Source organism: Bradyrhizobium sp. Leaf396 (assembly GCF_001424605.1).
Lineage (GTDB): Bacteria > Pseudomonadota > Alphaproteobacteria > Rhizobiales > Xanthobacteraceae > Bradyrhizobium > Bradyrhizobium japonicum_C.
Genome location: NZ_LMQJ01000012.1, coordinates 110,778 through 135,077, shown reverse-complemented (window position 1 = coordinate 135,077; position 24,300 = coordinate 110,778). Strand labels below are relative to the sequence as shown.

General features: G+C 63.7%; 22 protein-coding genes. 16 read left to right on the top strand and 6 right to left on the bottom strand.

The genetic code is table 11. The features are described 5' to 3' along the window. Positions 1 to 15: 15 nt before the first annotated feature. The 9 genes from pqqB to ASG57_RS13635 all read left to right on the top strand — a co-directional run bounded on the left by pqqB (position 16) and on the right by ASG57_RS13635 (position 10,066). Positions 16 to 945 carry a pyrroloquinoline quinone biosynthesis protein PqqB gene (pqqB, locus tag ASG57_RS13675; protein WP_057196528.1) on the top strand — a complete coding sequence of 310 codons (930 nt, stop codon included), beginning with the start codon at positions 16 to 18 and terminating at the stop codon, positions 943 to 945. Between the two features lie 20 nt (positions 946 to 965). Beyond that, positions 966 to 1,721: a pyrroloquinoline-quinone synthase PqqC gene (gene pqqC, locus ASG57_RS13670; protein WP_057196527.1), complete on the top strand. Its 756-nt coding sequence runs from the start codon at positions 966 to 968 to the stop codon at positions 1,719 to 1,721. 11 nt (positions 1,722 to 1,732) lie between these two features. Then, a complete protein-coding gene (gene pqqD, locus ASG57_RS13665; RefSeq protein WP_024339431.1) occupies positions 1,733 to 2,044 on the top strand; it encodes a pyrroloquinoline quinone biosynthesis peptide chaperone PqqD in 312 nt (103 codons plus the stop codon). Beyond that, positions 2,041 to 3,222: a pyrroloquinoline quinone biosynthesis protein PqqE gene (pqqE, locus tag ASG57_RS13660; RefSeq protein ID WP_057196526.1), complete on the top strand. Its 1,182-nt coding sequence runs from the start codon at positions 2,041 to 2,043 to the stop codon at positions 3,220 to 3,222. Before pqqD ends, pqqE begins: the two co-directional genes overlap by 4 nt. Next, the gene (gene pip / locus ASG57_RS13655; RefSeq protein ID WP_057196525.1) at positions 3,212 to 4,198 is read left to right on the top strand and encodes a prolyl aminopeptidase; all 987 of its coding nucleotides are present in this window, start codon (positions 3,212 to 3,214) and stop codon (positions 4,196 to 4,198) included. Before pqqE ends, pip begins: the two co-directional genes overlap by 11 nt. A 13-nt stretch (positions 4,199 to 4,211) precedes the next feature. Further along, a complete protein-coding gene (locus ASG57_RS13650) occupies positions 4,212 to 4,889 on the top strand; it encodes a DUF4286 family protein (protein ID WP_057196524.1) in 678 nt (225 codons plus the stop codon). Between the two features lie 338 nt (positions 4,890 to 5,227). Continuing rightward, positions 5,228 to 7,027 carry an FAD-dependent oxidoreductase gene (locus ASG57_RS13645; RefSeq protein ID WP_024339427.1) on the top strand — a complete coding sequence of 600 codons (1,800 nt, stop codon included), beginning with the start codon at positions 5,228 to 5,230 and terminating at the stop codon, positions 7,025 to 7,027. After that, a complete protein-coding gene (locus ASG57_RS13640; RefSeq protein WP_024339426.1) occupies positions 6,997 to 8,844 on the top strand; it encodes a 2-oxoacid:acceptor oxidoreductase subunit alpha in 1,848 nt (615 codons plus the stop codon). Before ASG57_RS13645 ends, ASG57_RS13640 begins: the two co-directional genes overlap by 31 nt. A 166-nt stretch (positions 8,845 to 9,010) precedes the next feature. Continuing rightward, entirely contained in the window at positions 9,011 to 10,066 is a 1,056-nt protein-coding gene (locus ASG57_RS13635) for a 2-oxoacid:ferredoxin oxidoreductase subunit beta (protein ID WP_024339425.1), read from the top strand. Here ASG57_RS13635 and ASG57_RS13630 read toward each other — a convergent pair whose 3' ends face one another. Continuing rightward, the gene (locus tag ASG57_RS13630; RefSeq protein ID WP_057196523.1) at positions 10,067 to 10,516 is read right to left on the bottom strand and encodes a DUF4399 domain-containing protein; all 450 of its coding nucleotides are present in this window, start codon (positions 10,514 to 10,516) and stop codon (positions 10,067 to 10,069) included. 16 nt (positions 10,517 to 10,532) lie between these two features. Further along, positions 10,533 to 12,059, bottom strand: a complete 1,527-nt coding sequence (locus tag ASG57_RS13625) for an SUMF1/EgtB/PvdO family nonheme iron enzyme (protein WP_057196522.1) — start codon at positions 12,057 to 12,059, stop codon at positions 10,533 to 10,535. A 312-nt stretch (positions 12,060 to 12,371) separates the two neighbouring features. On the opposite strand from ASG57_RS13625, the gene ASG57_RS13620 reads away from it, so the two are divergent. The 6 genes from ASG57_RS13620 (at position 12,372) to ASG57_RS13595 (ending at position 15,176) form a co-directional block, all read left to right on the top strand. Beyond that, complete coding sequence (locus tag ASG57_RS13620; RefSeq protein WP_057196521.1) at positions 12,372 to 12,989, top strand: hypothetical protein; 618 nt, start codon at positions 12,372 to 12,374, stop codon at positions 12,987 to 12,989. A 41-nt stretch (positions 12,990 to 13,030) separates the two neighbouring features. Next, entirely contained in the window at positions 13,031 to 13,477 is a 447-nt protein-coding gene (locus ASG57_RS13615) for a DsrE family protein (RefSeq protein WP_024339421.1), read from the top strand. Between the two features lie 253 nt (positions 13,478 to 13,730). Then, positions 13,731 to 14,054, top strand: coding sequence for an ArsR/SmtB family transcription factor (locus ASG57_RS13610; protein WP_057196520.1), 324 nt, complete (start codon positions 13,731 to 13,733; stop codon positions 14,052 to 14,054). Next, positions 14,051 to 14,476 carry an SRPBCC family protein gene (locus ASG57_RS13605; RefSeq protein ID WP_024339419.1) on the top strand — a complete coding sequence of 142 codons (426 nt, stop codon included), beginning with the start codon at positions 14,051 to 14,053 and terminating at the stop codon, positions 14,474 to 14,476. The genes ASG57_RS13610 and ASG57_RS13605 overlap by 4 nt, the downstream gene beginning before the upstream one ends. Positions 14,477 to 14,520: 44 nt before the next feature. Then, positions 14,521 to 14,724: a hypothetical protein gene (locus tag ASG57_RS13600; protein ID WP_024339418.1), complete on the top strand. Its 204-nt coding sequence runs from the start codon at positions 14,521 to 14,523 to the stop codon at positions 14,722 to 14,724. A gap of 11 nt (positions 14,725 to 14,735) precedes the next feature. Then, a complete protein-coding gene (locus ASG57_RS13595) occupies positions 14,736 to 15,176 on the top strand; it encodes a DUF1801 domain-containing protein (RefSeq protein WP_057196519.1) in 441 nt (146 codons plus the stop codon). A 227-nt stretch (positions 15,177 to 15,403) separates the two neighbouring features. On the opposite strand, the gene ASG57_RS13590 is transcribed toward ASG57_RS13595, so the two are convergent. The 4 genes from ASG57_RS13590 to ASG57_RS13575 form a co-directional block, all read right to left on the bottom strand. Continuing rightward, positions 15,404 to 16,942 (bottom strand): SpoVR family protein, encoded by a 1,539-nt coding sequence (locus ASG57_RS13590; protein WP_057196518.1) that lies wholly within the window; start codon positions 16,940 to 16,942, stop codon positions 15,404 to 15,406. After that, positions 16,939 to 18,216, bottom strand: coding sequence for a YeaH/YhbH family protein (locus ASG57_RS13585; RefSeq protein WP_024339415.1), 1,278 nt, complete (start codon positions 18,214 to 18,216; stop codon positions 16,939 to 16,941). Before ASG57_RS13585 ends, ASG57_RS13590 begins: the two co-directional genes overlap by 4 nt. Positions 18,217 to 18,246: 30 nt before the next feature. Then, positions 18,247 to 20,190, bottom strand: a complete 1,944-nt coding sequence (locus ASG57_RS13580; RefSeq protein WP_024339414.1) for a PrkA family serine protein kinase — start codon at positions 20,188 to 20,190, stop codon at positions 18,247 to 18,249. 298 nt (positions 20,191 to 20,488) lie between these two features. After that, on the bottom strand, positions 20,489 to 21,139 hold the full coding sequence (locus tag ASG57_RS13575; protein ID WP_057196517.1) for an STM3941 family protein: 651 nt from the start codon (positions 21,137 to 21,139) through the stop codon (positions 20,489 to 20,491). Positions 21,140 to 21,443: 304 nt separating this feature from the next. Here ASG57_RS13575 and ASG57_RS13570 point away from each other — a divergent pair, with 304 nt between their 5' ends. Continuing rightward, positions 21,444 to 24,293: a bifunctional transaldolase/phosoglucose isomerase gene (locus ASG57_RS13570; protein ID WP_057196516.1), complete on the top strand. Its 2,850-nt coding sequence runs from the start codon at positions 21,444 to 21,446 to the stop codon at positions 24,291 to 24,293. Positions 24,294 to 24,300 lie beyond the last annotated feature (7 nt).

The following is a 24,300-nucleotide window of genomic DNA, read 5'->3' as shown; positions in this document are numbered from 1 at the left end:
TCCAGGAGACGGATCATGCTTCGCGTCGTCGTCCTGGGCGCTGCAGCCGGCGGCGGAGTTCCCCAGTGGAATTGCGGTTGCGACGGCTGCCGTGCGGCCCGCAGCGGCGGGCATGAGCTGCACCGTACGCAAGCCTCGGTCGCCTTCAGCGGCGACGGCGAGCACTGGTTCCTGATCAACGCCTCGCCCGATCTCCGTCAGCAATTGAATGCAACGCCGCAGCTGCACCCCAGGGCGGGCGCGCTGCGTCACACGCCGATTGCAGGCGTGATCCTGACCAACAGCGAAGTGGATGCGGTGGCGGGCCTGCTCTCGATGCGCGAGAGCTCGCCCTTCACCATCTATGCGCATGAGAAAGCGCTGGCGATCCTTGCCAGCAACAGCATCTTCAACGTGCTGAACGAGAAGCACGTGCGGCGACAGCCGATCTCTATCCGCGAGCCCTTCGAGCCGCGCCTCACCGATGGCGCACGCTCGGGGCTGGAGGTGATGGCCTTCGCGGTGCCGGGCAAGTCGGCCTGGTATCTGGAAGGCAAGACGCATCCGGGCGGCGAGAACGGCGATGGCGATACGCTGGGGCTCAAGATCACCGACAAGGCGACCGGCAAGTGCTTCTACTTCATTGCGGCCTGCGCCGAGGTGACCGACGCGCTCAAGGCCGAGATCGACGGCGCCGCGCTGGTGTTCTTCGACGGCACGGTCTGGCGCGACGACGAGATGATCCGGGCCGGCCTCGGCCACAAGACCGGAAAGAGCATGGGCCACGTCGCCATGTCCGGCGAGGGCGGCGCCATCGCGCGGCTTGCCGACCTTGCTATCGACCGGAAGATATTTCTGCATATCAACAACTCGAACCCGGCGCTGCTGCCCGCGTCACCCGAGCGGAAAGCCACTGAAGAGGCGGGCTGGCAGATACCCGCCGACGGAACGGAGATCGTGCTGTGATTGCCGCATCACTGACTGGAATGACCGCGCTCTCGATCGGCAAGGACATCAGGCTCGGCTCGGCCGAGGAGCTGGAGGCGGCGCTGCGGCATATCGGCGCGACGCGCTATCACAGCCTGCATCCGTTCCATAAGCTCCTGCACGGCGGCAAGCTGAACAAGGGCCAGGTGCAGGCCTGGGCGCTGAACCGCTACTATTACCAGAGCACCATCCCGATCAAGGACGCGGTGGTGATCTCGCGCTTCCGCGACCGCGCCAAGCGCCTGGAATGGCGCCACCGCATCGAGGACCATGACGGCGACGTCGGCAGCGAAGGCGGCATCGAGCGCTGGATCAAGCTGACCGAAGGGCTCGGGCTCGATACGGCTTACGTGGAATCGACCGAAGGCATCTTGCCCGCGACTCGGTTCGCAGTAGAGGCCTATGTCCATTACTGCCGCGAGAAGAGCCCGCTGGAGGCGATCGCCTCCTCGCTCACCGAGCTGTTCGCGCCCAACCTGCATGAAGAGCGCATCGCGGGCATGCTGGAGCATTACGACTTCGTCAATCCCGACATCATGAGCTATTTCAAGCGGCGCCTGACGCAGGCCCCGCGCGATGCCAATTTCGCGCTCGACTACGTCAAGACGCATGCCACGACGCCGGAGCAACGCGCGCTTGTGTGCAACGCGCTGATCTTCAAGACCAACGTCTTGTGGGTGCAGCTCGATGCGCTCCAGCATGCCTATGTCGAGGGCCACATTCCGCCGGGCGCGTTCGTGCCCAAAGCGAGTTGAGGACAAGAGCAATGGCCGGGCCGCGTCACATCAGCGTCAGCGAGGCGAGCCGCCCCGTGCTGCCGCGGCATGCCAAGCTGAAATATGACGAGACGCGGAAAGTCTGGGTGATCCTGGCGCCGGAACGGGTGCTGGCCCCCGACGAGATCGCAGTCGAGGTTCTGCAGCTCTGCAACGGCGAGCGCAATGTCGGCGACGTCGCCGATCAACTCGCGGCGAAATACGCCGCGCCACGCGAGGCGATCCTCGCTGATGTCATTGCCATGCTGCAGGATCTCGCCGACAAGGGCTTTCTCACCGAGATCAGGGAGAAGACGTCATGAGCGACGTGACCATCCCGCCCAGCGACAGCCTCGCGGTGCTGGAGAAGCAGCGCTCGACAGCGGAGAGCTTCGGCATTCCGCTCGCGGTGCTGCTCGAGATCACCCATCGCTGCCCGCTGCAATGTCCCTATTGCTCCAACCCGGTCGAGCTCGACCGCTCGGCGAAGGAGCTGACCACCGAGGAATGGAAGAAGGTGCTGAGCGAGCTCGCCGAGATCGGCGTGCTGCAGGTGCATTTCTCCGGCGGCGAGCCGACCGCGCGCAAGGACCTCGTCGAGCTGGTCAAGCATGCGAGTGACGTCGGCCTCTACACCAACCTCATCACCTCGGCGGTGCTGTTGACGCGCGAGAAGCTCAGCGATCTCGCCGACGCCGGGCTCTGCCATGTGCAGATCTCTTTCCAGGGCATCGAGGAAGGCCTCGCTGATCGCGTCGGCGGCTACAAGGGCGGGCACCGCAAGAAGCTCGAGGTCGCAAGGTGGACTCGCGAGCTCGATCTGCCGCTCACCGTGAACGCGGTGATGCACCGGCAGAACCTGCACCAGCTCCCCGACATGATCCAGATGTCGCTGGATCTCGACGCCGACCGGCTCGAGGTCGCCAACGTGCAATATTACGGCTGGGCGCTGAAGAACCGCGCCGCCCTGATGCCGACCGTGGCGCAGCTGGACGAATGCACTGAAATCGTCGAGGAGGCGCGCGAGCGGCTGAAGGGCCGGCTGACGATCGACTACGTCGTGCCCGACTATTACGCGCTGCGGCCGAAGAAGTGCATGGGCGGCTGGGGCCGGCAGTTCTTCAACATCTCGCCCGCCGGCAAGGTGCTGCCCTGTCACGCCGCCGAGAGCATCACCGGGCTCGAATTCGAATCCGTGCGCTCCAACCATTCGATCGCCTGGATCTGGCAGAACTCGGAGGCCTTCAACCGCTATCGCGGCACCGGCTGGATGAAGGAGCCGTGCAAGAGTTGCGAGTTCCGCGAGATCGATTTCGGCGGCTGCCGCTGCCAGGCCTTCGCGCTGACCGGCGATGCCGCCAACACCGATCCCGCCTGCGCTCTGTCGCCGCTGCACGAGACCATCTTCAAGCAGGCGGAGGCCGAGGCCGAGGGCGAGACGAGCCGCTTCATCTACCGCAACTTCGCCGGCGGCACCCTGGAATCCGAGAATGGGACCTGACGCCGACGCGGCCACTTCCGTCAAACGTGCCGATCCCTTTGCGCCGCTGACCTCCGACATGCTCGACGTCGGCGACGGCCATGAGCTGCATGTCGAGAGCGTCGGCCGTGCCGACGGAATCCCTGCGGTCTATCTGCATGGCGGGCCCGGCTCCGGCTGCCAGCCGGACCATCGCCGGCTGTTCGATCCGGACCGGTTCTGCGCCGTCTTGTTCGACCAGCGCGGCTGCGGCCGCAGCAGGCCAAAGGGGTCGCGCGAGCACAACACCACGGCGCATCTGATCGCCGATATGGAGAAGATCCGCGAGAAGTTCGATTTCGACCGCTGGATGGTGGTCGGCGGCTCCTGGGGCGCGACGCTGGCGCTGGCCTACGCAGAAGCACATCCCGAGCGCGTCTCCGGCATCGCGCTGCGCGCGACCTTTCTCGGCACGCGGGCCGAGGTGGAGACGGCCTTCACCTCGCGCCTGGCGCAGTTCTATCCCGCGCTGCACGAGGACTTTCTCGGTGTGCTGCCTGGGGAAGAACGCGATCGACCGGTCGGCGCCTATTGGCGCCGCATCCTCGATGCCGATCCGGCCGTGCACGGACCTGCCGCGCGCGCCTGGCACGACACCGAGCGCACGCTGTCAGAGCACAAGCCCGCCAGGACCCGGCTGGACCTTGCATCGCTCAGTGTCTGGCGCACGCTGCCGGCGACGCCGTTCATGGAGGCGCATTATTTCGTCAACGACAGCTTCATGACCGAGGACCAGCTGTTGCGCAATGCGGGACGGCTCGCCGGCATTCCCGGCATCATTGTCCAGGGTCGCTATGACTTGTTGTGCCCGCCCGAGACATCGCAGGCATTGACGAAAGTATGGCCCGGTTCCGAGCTTCGCCTCGTGGAAGCAGCCGGACATTCGCTCTATGATGCCGGCGTGAGGGACGCCGTCATGAAGTCGATCGCGGACCTCGCGTCGAAGATCGGGCGATGAGAGGACAAGAAGAATGCCGCTCGCCGGAAAGGGCATGCTGCTGACGTCGATGAACATCGACGTTTCAGACGAAGCCGATTTCAACCGCTGGTACGATCGCGAGCATCTGGAAGAGCGTGTCGCGATCGACGGATTCCTGGAGGCGCGGCGCTATGTCGCGCATGCCGCCAATCCCAAATATCTGTCGTTGTACTCGACCGCGACGCTCGACGTGCTCGACAGCCCCGCCTACCGGGCGCGGCTGGCGAACCCGACCGACTGGTCGCGGCAGACCATGGCGCGTTTCAGGGACATGCTGCGCGTTGTCGCCCGCATCACCATCAGCAAGGGCACCGGGCGCGGGGCTGTGCTCGGCCTGGTGCGGCTGCGGCCGACGCCTGACAATGCCGGAGCGTGGCGGGACGCGCTGCAAGACAAGCTGAGGCCCGAAGCGCATGACGGCATCATCTCGATGCATCTGCTGGAAAGCGAGCCCGAACTGTCGGGTGCGACAGCGGGAATCCCGGCGACGCGTAACGAAGGCGCACGCGACTGGTTCGTGCTGATCGACGGCACGCATGTCGGCGCGGTCTCCGCCGTCATCGCCGAGCGCTTCACCGGTCCTGCGGCGGCCCCCTTCCCGCCTCCCGTCTCCGTCGGCACGTACTGCCTGATGTGGGATCTCGCGAAGAGCGATATCGCGCACGGCTGACATATTGCCGCGCGGCCTGATGACAGGCTCGGCGAGCAGTCCAGACTGCGGCCGCGGTGACATTCTGGATTGCTTCGTCGCAAGGGCTCCTCGCAATGAGCGGATGGAGCGCAGTGTGATGCTGCAGCGCACGCGCATCGCATGCGGGCGTTAATGCTGTGCGCGCGTAGCTCCCATGAAAGAGGGAAGCTACGCAAATTTGCCGTTGTACTTCGGAACGGTTCTAATAAGCTAACCCGATGACGTCATTCAGAAACCAGATCGAGACGCGTTAAGCGCCCGCCAAGCTCAAACAAAAAAGGCCGCGGGGTCTTTGAGCCTGCGCGGACAGGGTAGGAATGAAACCGACCGATATTGCGGCCCCCGACTACTTTCACAAAGTGGTCGACTGCCAATGGGCCTGTCCTGCGCACACCCCCGTCCCCGAATACATCCGACTGATCGCCCAAGGCCGCTACAGCGACGCCTACATGATCAATTGGAAATCGAACGTGTTTCCCGGAATCCTGGGACGCACCTGCGACCGCCCCTGCGAGCCCGCGTGTCGTCGCGGACGCGTCGAGGAGACCCCGGTGGCGATCTGCCGCCTCAAGCGCGTCGCCGCGGACTTCAAGGACGACATCAGGCAACGCCTGCCGCGCCCGGCACCCAAGAACGGCAAGCGCGTCGCGCTGGTGGGAGGCGGCCCGGCCTCGCTGACGGTGGCGCGCGATCTCGCCCCCCTCGGCTATCACTGCACCGTGTTCGATGCCGATCCGGAAGCCGGCGGCATGATGCGGACGCAGATCCCGAAATTCCGCCTGCCGAATTCCGTTATCGACGAGGAGACCGGCTATATCCTGGGTCTCGGCGTCGACTTCAAGGGCGGCCATCGCATCGAGAGCATGAAGGCGCTGCTCGCGGAAAAGTACGACGCGATCTTCGTCGGTTCCGGCGCGCCGCGCGGCCGCGAGCTCGACATTCCCGGGCGGAAAGAGGCAGCGAGCAACATCCATATCGGCATCGAGTGGCTGGCCTCGGTCTCGTTCGGCCACACCGACAAGATCGGCAAGCGCGTGATCGTGCTCGGCGGCGGCAACACCGCAATGGATTGCTGCCGCACCGCGCGCCGGCTTGGCGGCGAAGAGGTCAAGGTGATCGTGCGCTCCGGGTTCGAGGAGATGAAGGCCTCGCCTTGGGAGAAGGAGGACGCGATCCACGAGGACATCCCGATCCTCAACTTCATGGTTCCGGTCGCCTTCGTGCACGAAGGCGGCAAGCTCACCGGCGTCACCTTCCAGAAGGTGAAGGCCGAATACGACGCCAAGGGGCGGCGCAATCTCGTTCCTTCAGGCGAGCCCGATCAGACCATCGCCTGCGACGACGTGCTGGTCGCGGTCGGCCAGGAGAACGCCTTCCCCTGGATCGAGCAGGATTGCGGCATCGAGTTCGACAAATGGCACATGCCCAAGGTCGACCCGAAGACCTTCGCTTCCACCAATCCCAGAGTCTTCTTTGGCGGCGACGCTGCGTTCGGCCCGAAGAACATCATCTGGGCGGTTGCGCACGGCCATGACGCCGCGCTGTCGATCCACAAGATGCTCTCCGGCGAGGCCATCGACGAGCGCCCGCTCCCCGACGTGCAAATCTCGTCGCAGAAGATGGGCATCCACGAATGGAGCTATGACAACGACATCTCCGTCGACAAGCGCTACAAGGTGCCGCACCGCGACAAGGTTGTCGCGCTGAAGGACATCCGCGCCGAGGTCGAGCTCGGCTATGACGTCAAGCTGGCTCTCGGCGAGGCGCATCGCTGCCTGAACTGCGACGTGCAGACCGTTTTCTCGACCTCGCTCTGCATCGAATGCGACGCCTGCGCCGACATCTGTCCGATGGATTGCATCACCTTTACGGCCAACGGCGAGGAGAGCGATCTGCGCCAGCGCCTGAAGGCGCCTTCGCTGCATCCCGATCAGGATCTCTACGTGTCCAGCGACCTCAAGACCGGGCGCGTGATGGTCAAGGACGAGGACGTCTGCCTGCATTGCGGGCTATGCGCCGAGCGTTGTCCCACCGGCGCCTGGGACATGCAGAAATATTTCATCGAGATGACCCACGCAGGTTCGACATGTCCGACAAAAAGCCGATCAGCAGCGTAAACGACTTCGTCGTCCGCTTCGCCAACGTCAACGGCTCGGGTTCGGCCAGCGCCAACGAGATGTTCGCGCGCGCGATCCTGCGCCATGGCGTGCCGGTGTCCCCGCGCAACATCTTCCCCTCCAACATCCAGGGCCTGCCGACCTGGTACGAGGTGCGGGTGACGGAAGACGGCCATCTCGGCGCCCGCGGCGGCGTCGACATGATGGTGGCGATGAATCCGCAGACCTGGGACAAGGACGTCGCCGGCATCGAGCCGGGCGGCTACCTGTTCTACGATTCCACCAAGCCGATGCCGTCGACCAAGTTCCGCGACGACATCAATGTGATCGGCGTGCCGCTGACCGCCATCACCAACTCGACCTATACCGATCCGCGCCAGCGCCAGCTGTTCAAGAACATCATCTATCTCGGCGCGCTCAGTGCGCTGCTCGACATGGATCCCAAGCTGATCGAGCAGCTGATCGGCGAGCAGTACAAGGGTAAGGAGAAACTGCTCTCCTCCAACGTCCACGCGCTGCATCTCGGCCGCGACTGGGCGCTCTCGAACCTGAAATGCCCGATCGGGCTGCGGGTGAAGAAATCCGACAAGGTCGGCGACCGTATCTTCATCGAAGGCAACAGCGCCGCCGCGCTCGGCGCCGTCTATGGCGGCGCCACCGTGTGCGCGTGGTACCCGATCACGCCGTCCTCATCGGTGGCCGAGGCCTTCACCGCCCACTGCAAGAAATACCGGCACGATCCGGAGACGGGGAAGGCGAAATACGCGATCGTGCAGGGCGAGGACGAGCTTGCCTCGATCGGCATCGTGATCGGCGCGTCCTGGAACGGCGCCCGCGCCTTTACGGCGACCTCCGGCCCCGGCATCTCGCTGATGACCGAGTTCATCGGCCTTTCATACTTCGCCGAGATCCCGGCCGTGATCATGAACATCCAGCGTGCCGGCCCCTCGACGGGCATGCCGACCCGCACCCAGCAATGCGACATCATCGCCTGCGCCTATGCTTCGCACGGCGACACCAAGCATGTGCTGCTGTTCCCGGAAGATCCCGCCGAAGCTTTCGAGTTCGCGGCGGCCGCGTTCGACCTCGCCGAGCGGCTCCAGACCACGATCTTCCTGATGCTCGACCTCGACATCGGCATGAACCACCGGCTCTGCCGTCCGCTGAAATGGGACGATTCCAAGCAGTATGACCGCGGCAAGGTGATGACCGCGGAAATGCTGGATGAGGGCCGGGACTTCGGCCGCTATCTCGACGTCGATGGCGACGGCATCCCCTACCGCACCTATCCCGGCACGCATCCGACCAAGGGCTCCTACTTCACCCGCGGCACGTCACGCGATCGCTATGCACGCTATTCCGAGGAAGGTTCGGTCTACGCCGACAACATGCAGCGCCTCGTGCGCAAGTTCGAGACTGCGCAGGACCTGGTGCCAAGACCGCTGCAGGCCAATGCGGAGCGGCCGACCAAGTACGGCGTGATCTATTTCGGCTCGACCTCGCCGGCGATGGACGAGGCGATCGGATTGCTCGAAGCGCGCGGGCATCAACTCGACCGCCTGCGCATCCGCGCATTCCCGTTCCATTCGAGCGTGGCGAGCTTCCTCGCCGAGCACGACTTCGTCTATGTGGTCGAGCAGAACCGCGACAGCCAGCTGCGCCAGCTCATCGTCAACGAGAACGGCATAGACCCCGTCCGCCTCGTGCCGATCGTGCACTACGATGGCACGCCGATCACCGCCCGCTTCATCGCCAAGGCCATTGGCGACCATCAGGATCACCTCAAGGTGACCCCGCTCCGCAAGGCCGTGTCATGACCAACATCCTGCTCTCTCTTTCGTCATGCCCGGGCATAGCCGTTCGAAGAACGGCGTCGCTTCCGCTCGCCTATGCCCCGGCATCCACGCGCTTCGTCGTCGCCGCAAAGACGTGGACGGCCGGGTCAAGGCCGGCCATGAAGCAGCGGACATTTCAGGTGCTCGCATGACCTACATTGCAAAGCCGAAATTCCATCATCCGGGCCTCAAGAAGAACGCGCTCGGCTACACCCACCGCGACTACGAGGGCAAGATCTCGACGTTGTGCGCGGGCTGCGGCCACGATTCGATCACGGCCTCGATCATCGAGGCCTGCTACGAACTCTCGATAGAGCCGCATCGGGTGGCGAAGATCTCCGGCATCGGTTGCTCGTCGAAGACGCCGGATTACTTCCTCGGCAATTCGCACGGCTTCAACTCCGTGCATGGCCGCATGCCCAGCGTGCTGACCGGCGCCAACCTCGCCAACCGCGACCTGATCTATCTCGGCGTTTCCGGCGACGGCGATTCCGCCTCGATCGGCTTCGGCCAGTTTGCGCACTCGATCAGGCGCGGCGTGAACATGACCTATATCGTCGAGAACAACGGCGTCTATGGCTTGACCAAGGGCCAGTTCTCCGCGACCGCCGACCGCGGCTCCAAGAGCAAGAAGGGCGTGACCAACACCGATAACGCCATCGACCTCGTCGCCATCGCGCTGCAACTCGGCGCCACCTTCGTCGCGCGCTCCTTCTCCGGCGACAAGACCCAGCTGGTGCCGCTGATCGCGGCCGCGATCCGGCACAAGGGCGCTTCCTTCATCGACGTCATCAGCCCCTGCATCGCCTTCAACAACCATGCCGGCTCGACCAAGAGCTTCGACTATGTCCGCGAGCACAATGACGCCGTGAACCGGCTCGACGTGCTGGTCGGCCGCGATCCGATCGCGGTGGACTATGCGCCGGGCACGGTGCAGGTGGTCGAGCAGCATGACGGCAGCAAGATTGCGCTGCGCAAGATCGACGCGGACTACGATCCGCATGATCGGCTCGGGGCCATGACCTTCCTGCAGAAGCACGCCGCCAAGGGCCAGATCGTCACTGGCCTGCTCTATGTCGACCCCGACGCGGAAGACATGCACGAGCATCTCAACACGGTCGAGACGCCGCTCAACAGCCTGGAGGCGGACTCGCTGTGCCCGGGCTCGGCGGTGCTGGACAAGATCAACGCCAGCCTGCGGTGATCATCGGCTCCGCGCCGATACCGCCGGCCTGACGCGTATCTTGATCTTGTCCGACACGACGGGTGGTTCGAACGGATAGTGCTTGGCATCACCAAGCACCAGTTGCAGGGTGTGCGTGCCCGGAGAAAGCTCGAGAAACGTTTCGGTCTGTCCTGCCCCGAAATGCAGATGGGACTTGTCCTGCGGAATCGGCTCCTTGACATCGATGGGGTCTTTCACATCGATCAACAGATGATGATGACCCGCATTGTGGTAATCGTCGCCGGCATGCGTCACGCCCATGTTGCGCAGGCCGAACCGGACCCAAAATCCACCACGGACCTTCTGGCCGTCATACGGCGTGATGAAATAGAGCTTGGCGTCCTTGGGCGCGGATTTGCCTTGCGAGCAGGCCGTGCCTGGGAGCAAGGCAATTGCCGCTGCCAGCGCGATACAGGAAGTGACTTTCATCAGATTGACTCCAGTCTTACGGACTGAGCGCGATGCGGAAGCCGTGCGTGGGGTAACGAACACCCGCGTCGTATCCACCGCGGTTCGACGGCCGCACATATCCCGAATCGTTCTTCCAGGAGCCCGACCGCAGGACATGAGCGCTGCAGTCCGCGCTGGTCCAAGCCGAGCCGTCGCTGGGCGCGCCCTGATAGGTCCGGTGCCAGCAGTCTGCGACCCACTGATCGATGCCGCCGCCCATGTCGTAAAGCCCGAACGGATTGGGCTTGAAACTGCCGACCTTGGCCGGCTGCTCGGCCGCAAGTTCACCGCAATCCTTGCAGCCGGCCATGCCCGGCTGGAGCTTGTCACCCCACCAATACTTCGTCTGTGTCCCGCCGCGTGCCGCATATTCCCATTCGGCTTCACTCGGCAGCCGGTAGGGCTTCTTCGTTGCCTGCGCCAGCCAGTCAACATATTGCTTCGCGTCGATCCAGCTCACATTGCTGACCGGGGCATCGTCCTTGCCGCTGGCCGTGAATCCGCACGCCTTGGCGGCGGCGCATTCATTCCACTCCTGCACCGTCACCGGATATTTTCCGATCGAGAACGGCTTGATCGTGACCTGGTGGACAGGGCGCTCGGTCGGATCATCGTTGCTTCCCATCGCGAAGCTGCCGCCGCGAATGGCGATCATCTCGGGCTCGCGAAGCGGCGTTGCCGATGGGCTGGGAGTCGGGACCGGCGGCGGAGGCGACGAGGCCAGTGACGGAGACGCTTGCGACATCTGCGTGGCCGCTTCGCTCGGCGAGGCTTGAGCAATCGGTGACGCGACCGGAGCGGTGGGCGGCGCGGCAGCCTGCTCGCCCATCCTGCTGGGCTGCGCCAGCAAGTACCAGAGCACGCCGGTGGCCATCGTCAGCATTGTGATGGCAAGCAAGAAGATCAGCGCAGTCTCGCGGCGGCTTCTTGTTTTGCCGACGGCGTCCGCGTCCGGTAGCACGCGATAGACGCGCACCGGATCAGTGATGTTCTTGACCTTGCGGTCGCCGAGCGACTCATAGCCGCACACGATCTTGTGCTTGATCTGCTCATAGATGGCGCCGGAGATGTAGACCTGTCCCGGTTCCGCGATGCCCTCGATACGCGTGGCGATGTTGACGCCGTCACCATAGATGTCGTCTGGCTCCACGATCACATCGCCGAGATTGACGCCAATCCGGTACTCGAGCCGGGAATGCTTGGGAACCGACGCGTTGCGGCCGACGAGATTTTGCTGGATGACGATGCTGCATCGAACGGCCTCCACAGGACTGTCGAAGATGGCGATGAAGCCGTCGCCAGTCGTCTTCACCAAACTTCCGTGATGTTCGATGATGCTGGGCTGGATGAGATCTCGCTCGATACGCTTGACGCGAATATGCGTGCCCTCCTCGTCAGCCTGCATCAGCCGGCTGTAGGAGGCGATGTCACCGACGATGATGGCGGCGAGTCGACGAGGCACTCCGCTGTGCGGCGGCGGCTCATCCTGGTTTTCGGATCTGAAGTTGCGAATTTCGCCCATGCGGGGGACTCCACAAACTTGCAAGGCAGCCCCAGCTTACGGCTGCCACAGGCAGCCGTCTGTGAAGGCTATCACATCGACGAGCCGAGACAATGTCGCTGCGACCGTCGGCGTCGGTTCCAAGGAGACAAGGCGCGACATCCTTTTGAACCTTCTTGATCGTGGAGTTGACTAAGGACGCCAACGACCGTGGCCGCTTCCCTGCACCGGCTCGCACGAGTGACGTGCAAAGGTTGAACGCGGTGCAGCGTGCCGGCGTCTAAACGACAGCAGTCCTGTTGTGCTGCAGTAGATTGTCACCCCGAGCCCGTCATGAAGCTCTCCCTCGTTGCTGTTCTTGCTTTCGCTGCTTTGACCGGCGTCGCTCACGCCGATGAGACTGAAATTCGGGAGACCACAAAGGCTGAAGCCGAGACCTTCAATGTGCGGATGTATGCCGGCCCGCCCGGCAACAAGGCCTATGCTTGCTTCGTCCGCCGCTACGATGCCGACCACCTGGCGCGGCACCCCAAGCAGAGGGTCGCCGCGATGAAGCTGCTGATCTCGGCGGAGGTCGACGCAGAGGACAAGGAGCTGCACAGCTCCTTCCGCCTCGGGTTCCGGTACCGTCATCGGAGCGGCGATTTCGACTCCAGCGGCTCCTGTAATCACGTCGTGTTCACTGCGAGCGGGGGCGAGGTGCGCCTGGGCTGCGGTGTCGACTGCGACGGCGGCGGCATCGGCGTCGCGCTGTCCAAGGACGACAAGTCCGCGATCGTCCGGCTGGAGCGGGTGCGGGTCTGGCAGAACAACAAGCCGGACGACGATGCCGAGCATTCGCTGACGGCCGGTGCCGACGACAAGATCTTTCGTCTCGATCGCACCGACAACAGCGAGTGCGCCTCACTCGTGACCGACCGCAAGGAGCTCGCAGCGCTGCGCCACAAGTGATATGCCTGTGGCACATCAGGGCTTAGTCGGAGGAGACCGCCATGAACCGCCGGAACATTTTGTGGAGCGCCGTGTCAGCTCTGGGTGCGGCGTTCGGAGCATCCAGCGCGAAGGCCGCGGCCCAGGCTGCACCGAGCAAGCTGAAGGTGGCATATCATCTCAGCGACGCCGAGAAGGTCAATTTCGTGCTCGGCAACATCCAGAACCATATCGACGGCGTCGGCGGCCCCGAGCATGTGACGATCGCGCTGGTGATCCACGGCCCGGCGCTGAAGGCCTTTCACGCCATGCAGGCCAACCCCGACGTCAGCAAGCGCGTCGGCGAGTTCTCCAAGGGCGGCATCGAGCTCGCCGCCTGCGGCAACACGATGAAGGCGCAGAACGTCACACTGGCGGATCTCCTGCCGGGCTTCGTCAACGCGGAGAGCGGCGGCGTGGTCCGGTTGGCCGAGTTGCAGTCGCAAGGATATCTGTATCTGCGGCCGTAGGCCGGCACGGCGATGGCTGGCGCAGCCCTTTCCGCGTCATTGCGAGGAGCCCTTGCGACGAAGAAATCCAGACAGCCTCCGCGGAAAGATTCTGGATTGCTTCGCGGAGCCTGTCATCGGGCCGCACTTCGCGCGAACCGTTGGCTCGCAATGACAGGGGAGTATGGCGTCGCCGCAGCCTCCCGTCGTACTTGACTCATCCATAACTCCACGGTTATGAATTAATCCATAACTCCTTGGTTATGGATTCCACATGGCCGCCGACCCCGACCTCCTGTTCAGGACCCTCGCCGATCCTACGCGGCGGGCGATCTTCGAGCGGCTGTGCCGCGAGGGCGAGCAGACGGTCGGGGCGCTGACGATGCGATCAGGCGTCTCGCAGCCGGCGGTGTCGAAGCATCTCGGCGCCTTGAAGCAGGCCGGGCTCGTGCGCGACCGCCACGAAGGACGCCAGACCCATTACAGCGCGCGGCCGGGTGCGCTCAACCCGCTGATCGACTGGACCAGCCAGATGGCTGGGTTCTGGCAGAAGAGGCTCGACGCGCTCGACGATCTCCTGAAGAGGATGGACCAATGAACGAACCTGAGACGCGCTCCGTCATCGTCGAGCGCGAATTTGCGGCGCCGGTGGAGCGGCTCTGGCGTGCGCTGACGCAGCCGCATTTGATCGAGGAATGGCTGATGAAGAACGACTTCAAGCCGGTCGTCGGCCACCGCTTCAATCTGCGCGGCGAATGGGGCGGCGTGCTGGATTGCGAGGTGCTCACCATCGAGCCGCAGAAGACGCTGGCTTACACCTGGAATTTCTCGCATGAGGACGCGGCGTTCGACCTGAAGAGCGTCGTGACCTTCACGCTGACGCCGACCAGCGCTGGCACGCATCTGCGCGTCGAGCAGTCGGGCTTCAGACCGACGCAGAAGCAGGCTTTTGGCGGCGCGCATGCCGGCTGGAAGCAGTTTTTCGCCAGGTTGGACGACGTGCTGGCGCGGGCGGGCTAGCACAGCCGGCGCACTTCCAATCAATTTTTCCAAGGGACGACCCAATGAGCACGCAGATGTGGATCCGGCAGATTCATCGCTGGCTGTCGATGGCTTTCACCATCGCGGTCATCGCCAACATCGTGGCGATGACCATGCAGGTCCAAGCCGCATGGATTGGCTTCCTGGCGCTCGTTCCACTCATTCCCTTGCTCGCGACCGGGCTCTATCTGTTCGCGCTGCCCTATCTTCGCCGCAGCAACGCGTGAACGAGGCGAGAATGAAAATGGCTGTGACGTTGAAGAAGGCACGCACGAAGGACACGAAGCAGGCCTCCCCCTCCAAGCTGATCGACGGCAGGATCAAGGAGCTCGGCGACTGGCGCGGCGAGATGCTGGGGCGGGTCCGCGGCCTGATCAAGCAGGCTGATCCCGACATCATCGAGGAGTGGAAATGGCGCGGCGTTCCCGTCTGGGAGCACGACGGCATCATCTGCACCGGCGAGACTTACAAGGACGTGGTGAAGCTGACCTTTGCCAAGGGCGCGGCGCTGGAGGATCCGGCTGGTCTGTTCAATGCCAGCCTCGACGGCAATGTGCGGCGCGCGATCGACATTCGCGAGGGCGGGAAGATCAACGAGGAGGCGCTGAAGGCGCTGATCCGCGCGGCGGTGGACTTGAATGGATCGAAGAAGAAGCCGGGGAAGAAGCGAGCTGTCTAGAACAGCCGCCAAGCGGCCGCACACTCCCTGCTTCTCCCCTTGTGGGACTCCCCTTGCGGGAGAAGGTGGTGCGAAGCGCCGGATGAGAGGTCTCTCTCGACACGAGAATGCGCGGAGACGTACCCCTCACCCGAGCGAGCTTGTGCTAACCGACATCGCTGCCCCCTCCCGCAAGGGGAGAGGGCGCGCGGACGTGCATCTCACCGTATTGTTCAAGGTCAGCGGCCTCAAGCCACCGCGGCCGGGATCGGGCGCGGGCTGACGACGTATTCGCGCAGGACCTTGTCGTTGGCATCGACCTCGATCAGCGCGACGTCGTAGGTCCAGAGATCGGCGAGATGCTGGAGCACCCGCTTGGCGTCCGTTTCGTTGAGCTGCGCGCCCTTGATGACGTGGTGATGCAGGATCAGCCGGCGGTCGCCGGAGAGATCGACGTCGACCACCTCGATATTGGCATCGATGTAGCCGACATCGTGCTGCCGCGCCAGTTCGCGCCGCACCCGGCGGAAACCGCGCTCGTCGTGGATGGCATCGACGCGGATTCCGGCGCGCTCCTCGGGATCGTCATGCAGATGGAACATGCGGAAATGCCGCATCAGCTTCGGGCTCAGGAACTGCCCGATGAAGCTCTCGTCGCGGTAATTGGCCCAGACGTCGCGCAGCACGCCCATGACGTCGTTCTTGCCGGCGATGTCGGGGAACCACTCGCGGTCCTCGTCCTCGGGATTGGTGACGATGCGCTCGATGTCCTGCATCACGGCAAAGCCCAGTGCGTAGGGGTTGAAGCCGGAGAAGCGGGGATCGTCGAATTCGGGCTGGAACACCACGTTGGTGTGCGATCCCAGGAATTCGAGGAAGTTGCCGTCGGTGATGCGGCCCTGCTCGTGCAGCTTGGTCATGATGCGATAGTGGACGTAGGTCGCCGTCCCCTCGTTCATCACCTTGGTCTGGCTCTGCGGGTAGAAATATTGCGCGATGTGGCGGACGATGCGGAGCAGCTCGCGCTGCCAGGGCGCCAGCCGCGGCGCGCTCTTCTCCAGGAAATAGAGCAGATTCTCCTGCGGCAGGCCGAGCAGCTTGCGGCGGCGTTCGATGCTCAGGGTGGACCGGCTCTTGGCCGCGCCCTTGGGCACCGTGCGCCAGAGATCGTTGAAGACCTCCTCCTCGTGCTGGCGGCGGCGCCCTGCCCGCTTCTCCTCGGCCCGCAGATCGAGCTTCTTCTTGCCGGGATAACGGTCGATGCCGTGCGACATCAGCGCATGCGCGGCATCGAGCGTGCGCTCGACCTCGATGCGGCCGTAGCGCTCCTCGCACTGCATGACGTAGTTCTTGGCGAAGTCGAGATAATCCAGGATGCCGTCGGCATCCGTCCACTGCTTGAACAGATAATTGTTCTTGAAGAAATGATTGTGGCCGAAGGCGGCATGCGCGATCACCAGCGTCTGCATCGTCGCCGTGTTCTCCTCCATGAGGTAGGAGATGCAGGGCGAGGAATTGATCACGATCTCATAGGCGAGCCCCATCAGGCCCTTGCGGTAGGACGCCTCGTGAAACGCGAAATGCTTGCCGAACGACCAGTGCTTGTAGAACAAGGGCATGCCGACCGACGAGTATGCGTCCAGCATCTGCTCGGCCGTGATGACCTCGATCTGGTTCGGATAGACGTCGAGCCCGAGATCCTTCAACGCCACCTCCTCGCAGGCATCCGTGATGCGCTGCAAGGTGTGGAAGTCCCAATCGGCGCCTTCGAACAAACGTTCCGTCATGGAGCGGCTTTCTCCTGAGCAGTTTCGCGGCGCTGGAACAGATCGTGGAACACCGGAAAGATCTCGCTGCGTTCGGAGACCTTGCGCATCGAGAGCGGTGCGCCGCTGTTGCGCAGGCGCTCGTAAAGCGACCACAGCGAGGAATCGGAGAGATCGAAGGCGCTGCCGCCGGATTCTCCGACCTCGAGATAGGCGAAGAACTGGCAGACCGGCAGGATCTTGTCGGTCAGCAGCATGCCGGTGAGCTCGCCGTCGGAATAGGAATTGTCGCCGTCCGAAGCCTGCGCGGCGTAGATATTCCAGTCCGACGGATTGAAGCGCTCGCGCACGATCTCGTGCATCGCCTGCAGCGCGCTGGAGACCAGCGTGCCGCCCGAGGCCGGACCGTAGAAGAAGGTCTGCTCGTCCACCTCCTCCGCGCGGTCGGTATGGCGGATGAAGACGATCTCGACATGCTTGTAGCGCCGCTTCAGGAACACGTAGAGCAGCATGTAGAAGCGTTTCGCCAGGTCCTTCATGTGCTCGGACATCGAGCCGGACACGTCCATCAGACAGAACATCACGGCCTGTGCGACGGGCCTCGGCACCGTCTCGAAACGACGGTAGCGGATGTCGAGCGGATCGATGAAGGGAATGCGCCTGGACTTCGCCTTGAGTCTTTCGAGCTGAGCCACCAGCTCGGTGCGCTCGTCCTCGTCCTCGCAAGCGGCGATCGCGGCTTCCAGCTCCTCGATCTCCTCCTTGCGGGGACGCTTGAGCGCGATGCGGCGGGCAAGCGCTAGCTTCACCGTCCGGCTCACCGAGATGTTGGCGGGCGAGCCTGAGGTCGTGTAGCCGGCACGCTGGATGCCCTCGCTCTCGGTCTGCGCGATCTTGCGCTTGGCGAGATCGGGCAGCTCGAGATCGTCGAGGAAGAGATCGACGAACTCGTCACGACTCAGCACGAAACGAAAGGCGTCCTCGCTGTCGCCCTCGCCTGGGCCGGAACTCTTGGCGCTGCCCTGTCCCGAACGCTGGAGATAGTCGCCTTCGATGAACTTCTTGTTGCCGGGCAGGACCATGTCCCGCGTTCCGCCCTCACGGCGAAAGCGCGGCTCATGCATGCCGTCGAGCGGGATCGTGACCTCACCACCCTCCAGGACATCCTTGATGTCGCGTTCCTGCGAGGTCTTCTTGACGGCGCCCTGCACCAGGGACTTGGCCCGACGCAAGAACCGCTGGCGGTTCTCAAGACTCTTGCCGCCCGGATTCAGGCGCCTGTCAATGATGTGAATGGGCACTTTACCATTCGCCTCCCATCCGTCTCAGCCGGCCTGCTTCACGCGCATGTACCATTCGACGAGCCGGCGAACCTGGCGCTCGGTGTAGCCGCGCTCCACCATGCGTGCGACGAACTCGCCATGCTTCTTCTCCGTCTCGCCGTCCTTCTTCGACCCGAAGGAGATGACCGGAAGCAGGTCCTCCACCTGGGAGAATATCCGCTTTTCGATCACATCGCGAATCTTCTCGTAGGAGGTCCAGGTCGGATTCTTGCCGCCGTTCTGGGCGCGCGACCGTAACGAGAATTTGACGACCTCGTTGCGGAAGTCCTTGGGGTTGGCAATGCCCGCCGGCTTCTCGATTTTGGTCAGCTCCTGGTTCAAAAGCTCGCGATCGAGCAGCTGGCCGGTGTCGGGATCCTTGAAGTCCTGGTCCTCGATCCAGGCGTCGGCATAGTCGACGTAGCGATCGAACAGGTTCTGACCGTAGTCCGAGTAGGATTCCAGATAGGCCTTCTGGATCTCGTTGCCGATGAACTCGGCATAGCGCGGCGCCAGCTCGGCCTTGATGAATTCGAGATAGCGTTTCTCGGTCTCCTCCGGCAGCTGCTCGCGGCGGATCGCCTGCTCCAGCGCGTACATCAGGTGCACGGCGTCGGCCGCGACCTCCTGCGGATCGTGGTTGAAGGTCGCAGCCAGGATCTTGAAGGCAAAGCGGGTCGAAACGCCGTCCATGCCCTCGTCGACGCCGGCGGCGTCCCGATATTCCTGGACGCTGCGCGCCTTCGGATCGGATTCCTTCAGGCTCTCGCCGTCGTAGACCCGCATCTTGGCGAACAGGGTGGAGTTCTCGTGCTTGCGCAGGCGCGACATCACCGAGAACCGCGCCAGCGTCTCCAGCGTCGACGGCGCGCACGGAGCCGCCGCGAGCTCGGAGCCCTGAATCAGCTTCTCGTAGATCTTCTGCTCCTCGGTGACCCTGAGGCAGTAAGGCACCTTGATGACGCAGATGCGGTCGATGAAAGCTTCGTTGTTCTTGTTGGCCTTGAAGCTCGCCCACTCCGCTTCGTTGGAGTGCGCCAGGATCACGCCGGTAAAGGGAATCGCGCCGATGTTCTCGGTGCCGATGTAGTTGCCTTCCTGCGTCGCCGTCAGCAGCGGATGCAGCATCTTGATCGGCGCCTTGAACATTTCGACGAACTCGAGCACGCCCTGGTTGGCGCGGTTGAGGCCGCCGGAATAGCTGTAGGCGTCGGGATCGTTCTGGGCGTAAGTCTCGAGCTTGCGGATGTCGACCTTGCCCACCAGCGACGAGATGTCCTGGTTGTTCTCGTCACCGGGCTCGGTCTTGGCGATTGCGACCTGACGCAGCCGCGACGGCTGGATCTTTGCAACGCGGAACTGGGAGATGTCGCCGCCGAAGGCCTCGAGCCGCTTGTAGCACCACGGGCTCATCAAGCCGGTGAGACGGCGGCGCGGAATGCCGTACTTCTCCTCCAGCATCGGGCCGAGCTGATCGGGATCGAACAGGCTGAGCGGGCTCTCGAACACGGGCGAGAGTTCGTCGCCGGCCTTGAGCACGTAGATCGGATGCACTTCCATCAGCGACTTCAGCCGCTCGGCGAGCGAGGATTTGCCGCCGCCGACCGGGCCGAGCAGATAAAGAATCTGCTTGCGCTCCTCCAGGCCTTGCGCGGCGTGGCGGAAGAAACCGACGATGCGCTCGATGGTTTCTTCCATGCCGTAGAAGCCGGCGAAGGCCGGATAGGTGCGGATCGTGCGGTTCAAAAAAATACGGCCAAGGCGTGGGTCCTTGGCCGTGTCAATCGTCTGAGGCTCACCGATCGCCGCTAGCAGTCGTTCGGCCGCGTTCGCGTATTTCATGGGATCGCTTCGACACGATTCCAGATATTCCGCCATCGACATGTCGTGCTGGCTTCTCGCCTCGAACGACCGAGCGAAAGCGTTGAATAGAGAATCGTTGTACATGATCCCTCTCCGCGTGAGTTCCGCTACAAGCTGAAACGAAAGCAGTTACCGGACCGTTCCTCAGGCCGTTTCGAATCAGCGTGAGCACATGACGATCATTGGACACCCGGGCGCCAACACGACGCAACGCACAACGTAGGCACTCCATGAGTTACGAACAGGCACATGCCTGTAATTTGTGCGAATCTATGTCTATATTGGCTCATTTCCAGAAAATGTCACTTGGTCGCAACATCCGGGCCTTACCGGGGAATGTCTTCATCCGGCAATGCAGCATAGCGATGCCGGAGCGGCGATGTTATGACACTTGTACGGCGAAGCCTTGCCCGCCGCGTTCATCATCCTGCTGCAATGCAGTGCGCGCGCTGCTGGAAGCGTGGCAGTCGCGGCAAGCGCGCAGCAATGTCTCAAAATCGGTCGCCAGGCCCTCCGGGCGGATGACAATGCGGCCGTTCTGCGCATAGCTGGCCAGGGTTGGGATGGCGCGCAGCTGGTGCCGCAACGCCGGCGTGGGCGTCAGCGCGATCGCCTTGTGGCCGCGGCACTCTTCGGCCGAAATCTCCTCGATCGACTCCCACAGCAGAAATTCATTGCCAATGCGAAGATCGCGGATGCCGTAGGGAGTGACGACCACCACAGCCCCTCGTTCGGCGGGAAGCATCCAGATCAGGCACGCCGTCACGAGGCCGAACAGCACGACGCCGGCATAGCCGACGCTCTTGTCATAGTCGCCGAAGCCATCCCACCAGTCGAAGGCAAGGCTTGCACTGAGCAGTGTCATCGCGAACCCTGCCGCGACCAGCAGCCGCAACTGCATCACGCAACGCGGGATTTCGAGGTCGCGGGAGGCGTCGATGCCGGCCGCCGACCCAGCCGCTTGCGGGCTGTTGGCGACGGCGAACGCCAAACCTTCCTTGTGGGCCTGCATGCTCTCCCCCAGCACGGCCATTCGCGACCGAGCCATTCTGCGACGGCGAATCCAAATCCGTCGCTGGCACTCCACGCAACCGCTGGCTGACGAGGCGAGGCGGCCGGCGCTACGCAAGGGACTTCGGCCGCGTCCTCGCGGACAACGACCCTTACGCAACACAGCCACTGCCGCCTGGATCGCCATGATCGCGACGGAGTTACACTGGAGGGTATGACTCCCACACCCTTGATTGGTTCCCTCCCGGGAGCATGTAAGTTAGAGGATAGCGCGTCAGGACCGGCGCGGAAACCCCTCGCCGCAGGCTTGGAGATAAAGAAGCATCATGAATCCCGTCAAAGAACTGGAAAAGCACGGCCAAGCCGTCTGGCTGGACTTCCTTGCCCGCGGCTTCATCGCCAAGGGCGACCTGAAGCGGCTGATCGAGACCGACGGCGTCAAAGGCGTCACCTCCAATCCGTCGATCTTCGAGAAGGCGATCGGCAGCTCCGACGAGTATGACGCGCCGATCGGCAAGGCGCTGAAGCGCGGCGACCGGACGGTTGCCGACCTGTTCGAGGCCGTCGCGGTCGAGGACATCCAGAATGCCGCCGACGTGCTCCGTCCGGTCTACGACCGTCTCAAGGGCGGCGATGGTTATGTCAGCCTGGAAGTCTCGCCCTATCTTGCCATGGACACCGCCGGCACGGTCACCGAAGCACGGCGGCTCTGGAAAGACGTCAATCGCAAGAACCTGATGGTGAAGGTCCCGGCGACGCCGGAGGGCCTGCCGGCGATCGAGCAGCTGATCGGCGAAGGCATCAGCATCAACATTACACTGTTGTTCTCGAAGGCGGTCTATCTCCGGGTGGCTGAGGCCTACATTGCCGGACTCGAGAAATACGTTGCCGGCGGCGGCGATCCTTCGCATGTCGCCAGCGTGGCAAGCTTCTTCGTCAGCCGCATCGATTCGGTCGTCGACAAGCAGCTCGACGAGAAGATCGCCCGCGCCAACGATCCATCCGAGAAGGAACGGCTCGCCGCGCTGAAGGGCAAGATCGCGATCGCCAACGCCAAGCTGGCCTACCAGGACTACAAGCGCCTGTTCTCGGGTCCTCGCTGGGAGAAGCTTGCCGCCAAAGGCGCCAGGCCGCAGCGCATGCTTTGGGCCTCCACCGGCACCAAGAACAAGGACTACAGCGATGTGCTCTATGTCGAGGAGCTGATCGGCCCCGACACCATCAACACCGTGCCGCCGGCAACGCTGGATGCGTTCCGCGACCATGGCAAGCCGCGCGACAGCCTGGAAGAGAATGTCGAGGACGCAAGGCGCGTGCTCGAGGAGCTGGAGCGCTCGGGCATCTCGCTCGATACGATCACCGAAGAGCTGGTCAAGGACGGCGTCAAGCTGTTTGCGGATGCCGCCGACAAGCTCTACGGGGCGGTCGCCCACAAGCGCGCCGTCGTGCTCGGGCCGGCGCTCGATCGCCAGGAGATCTCGCTCGGGGACGGCCTCGGCAAAGCCCTGGCTGAGAGCACCGAGAAATGGCGGGCGTCAGCCAAGATCCGCCGGCTGTGGCAGCGTGACAAGTCGGTCTGGACCGGCGCAGACGAGGACAAATGGCTGGGCTGGCTCGACAGCCCGGCCAAGGCCGACATTGCCGATTACGAGGACTATGCCGGCCGCGTGAAGGGGCAGAAGTTCTCCGATGCCGTGGTGCTCGGCATGGGCGGATCGAGTCTCGGGCCCGAGGTGCTGGCCGAGACCTTCGGCAAGAAGCCGGGCTTCCCGAAGCTGCATGTGCTTGACTCCACCGACCCGGCGCAGGTGCGCGCGATGGAGGCGAAGATCGACATCGCCAACACCGTGTTCATCGTCTCCAGCAAGTCCGGCGGCACCACCGAGCCGAATGCGATGAAGGACTATTTCCACGAGCGCGTCGCGCAGGCGGTCGGGCCGAAGGTGAAGACCGGCCATCGCTTCATCGCGGTGACCGATCCCGGCTCGTCGCTTGAGAAGGCGGCGAAGCAGCTGCACTACGCCCGCATCTTCCATGGCGAGCCATCGATCGGCGGGCGCTACTCCGTGCTTTCGCCGTTCGGCCTCGTGCCGGCAGCGACCGCCGGCATCGACGTGAAGACCTTCGTCAAGCACGCGCTGGCGATGGTCCGCTCCTGCGGGCCGGATGTTCCGCCGAGCGAGAACCCGGGCGTGCAGCTTGGCCTTGCCATGGGGTTGGCCGGGCTCGACGGCCGCGACAAGGTGACGATCCTGGCCTCGAAGAAGATGGCCGATTTCGGCGCCTGGGCCGAGCAGCTCATCGCGGAATCGACCGGCAAGGAGGGCAAGGGCCTGATCCCGATCGATGGCGAGCCGCTGGGCGATCCCTCGGTTTACGGCAACGACCGCTTCTTCATCGACATCCGCGTCGAAGGCGAAGCGGACGCCGCCCACGATTCCAAGCTTGCCGCGATCGAGGCGGCCGGTCATCCCGTGGTGCGCATCGTCATGAAGTCGATCGAGCATCTCGGCCAGGAGTTCTTCCGCTTCGAGATGGCGACGGCGGTCGCCGGCTCGATCCTCGGCATCAACCCGTTCGACCAGCCGGACGTGGAGGCGGCCAAGATCAAGACGCGCGAGCTCACCACCGCCTTCGAGAAGACCGGGGCGCTGCCGGAAGAACAGCCGGTGATCAGCACCAGGGAGGCAGATCTCTACACGGACGAGGCCAACGCCACGGCGCTGCGGGCCGCCGGCGCCGACGGCGATCTCACCTCCTGGCTGAGGGCGCATCTGTCGCGTTCGGGCGACGGCGACTATGTCGCCCTGCTCGGCTACATCGCGCGCGACAAGGCGACGGTCGAGGCGCTCCAGGCCATGCGCCTCGAGGTGCGCGAGAAGCGTCACGTTGCGACCTGTGCCGAGTTCGGGCCGCGCTTTCTGCACTCCACAGGGCAGGCCTACAAGGGGGGCCCCGACAGCGGCGTCTTTCTCCAGATCACGGCGGACGATGCCCAGGACCTGCCGGTGCCGGGCCAGAAGGCGAGCTTCGGAATCATCAAGGCGGCACAGGCGCGCGGCGATTTCGACGTCCTCACGGAGCGGGGCCGACGCGCGCTGCGCGTACACCTGAAGGGCGGGCTCAAGAAAGGTCTCGCGACGCTCAATGCGGCGCTCAACGACGCGCTGAATTAAGGGATAT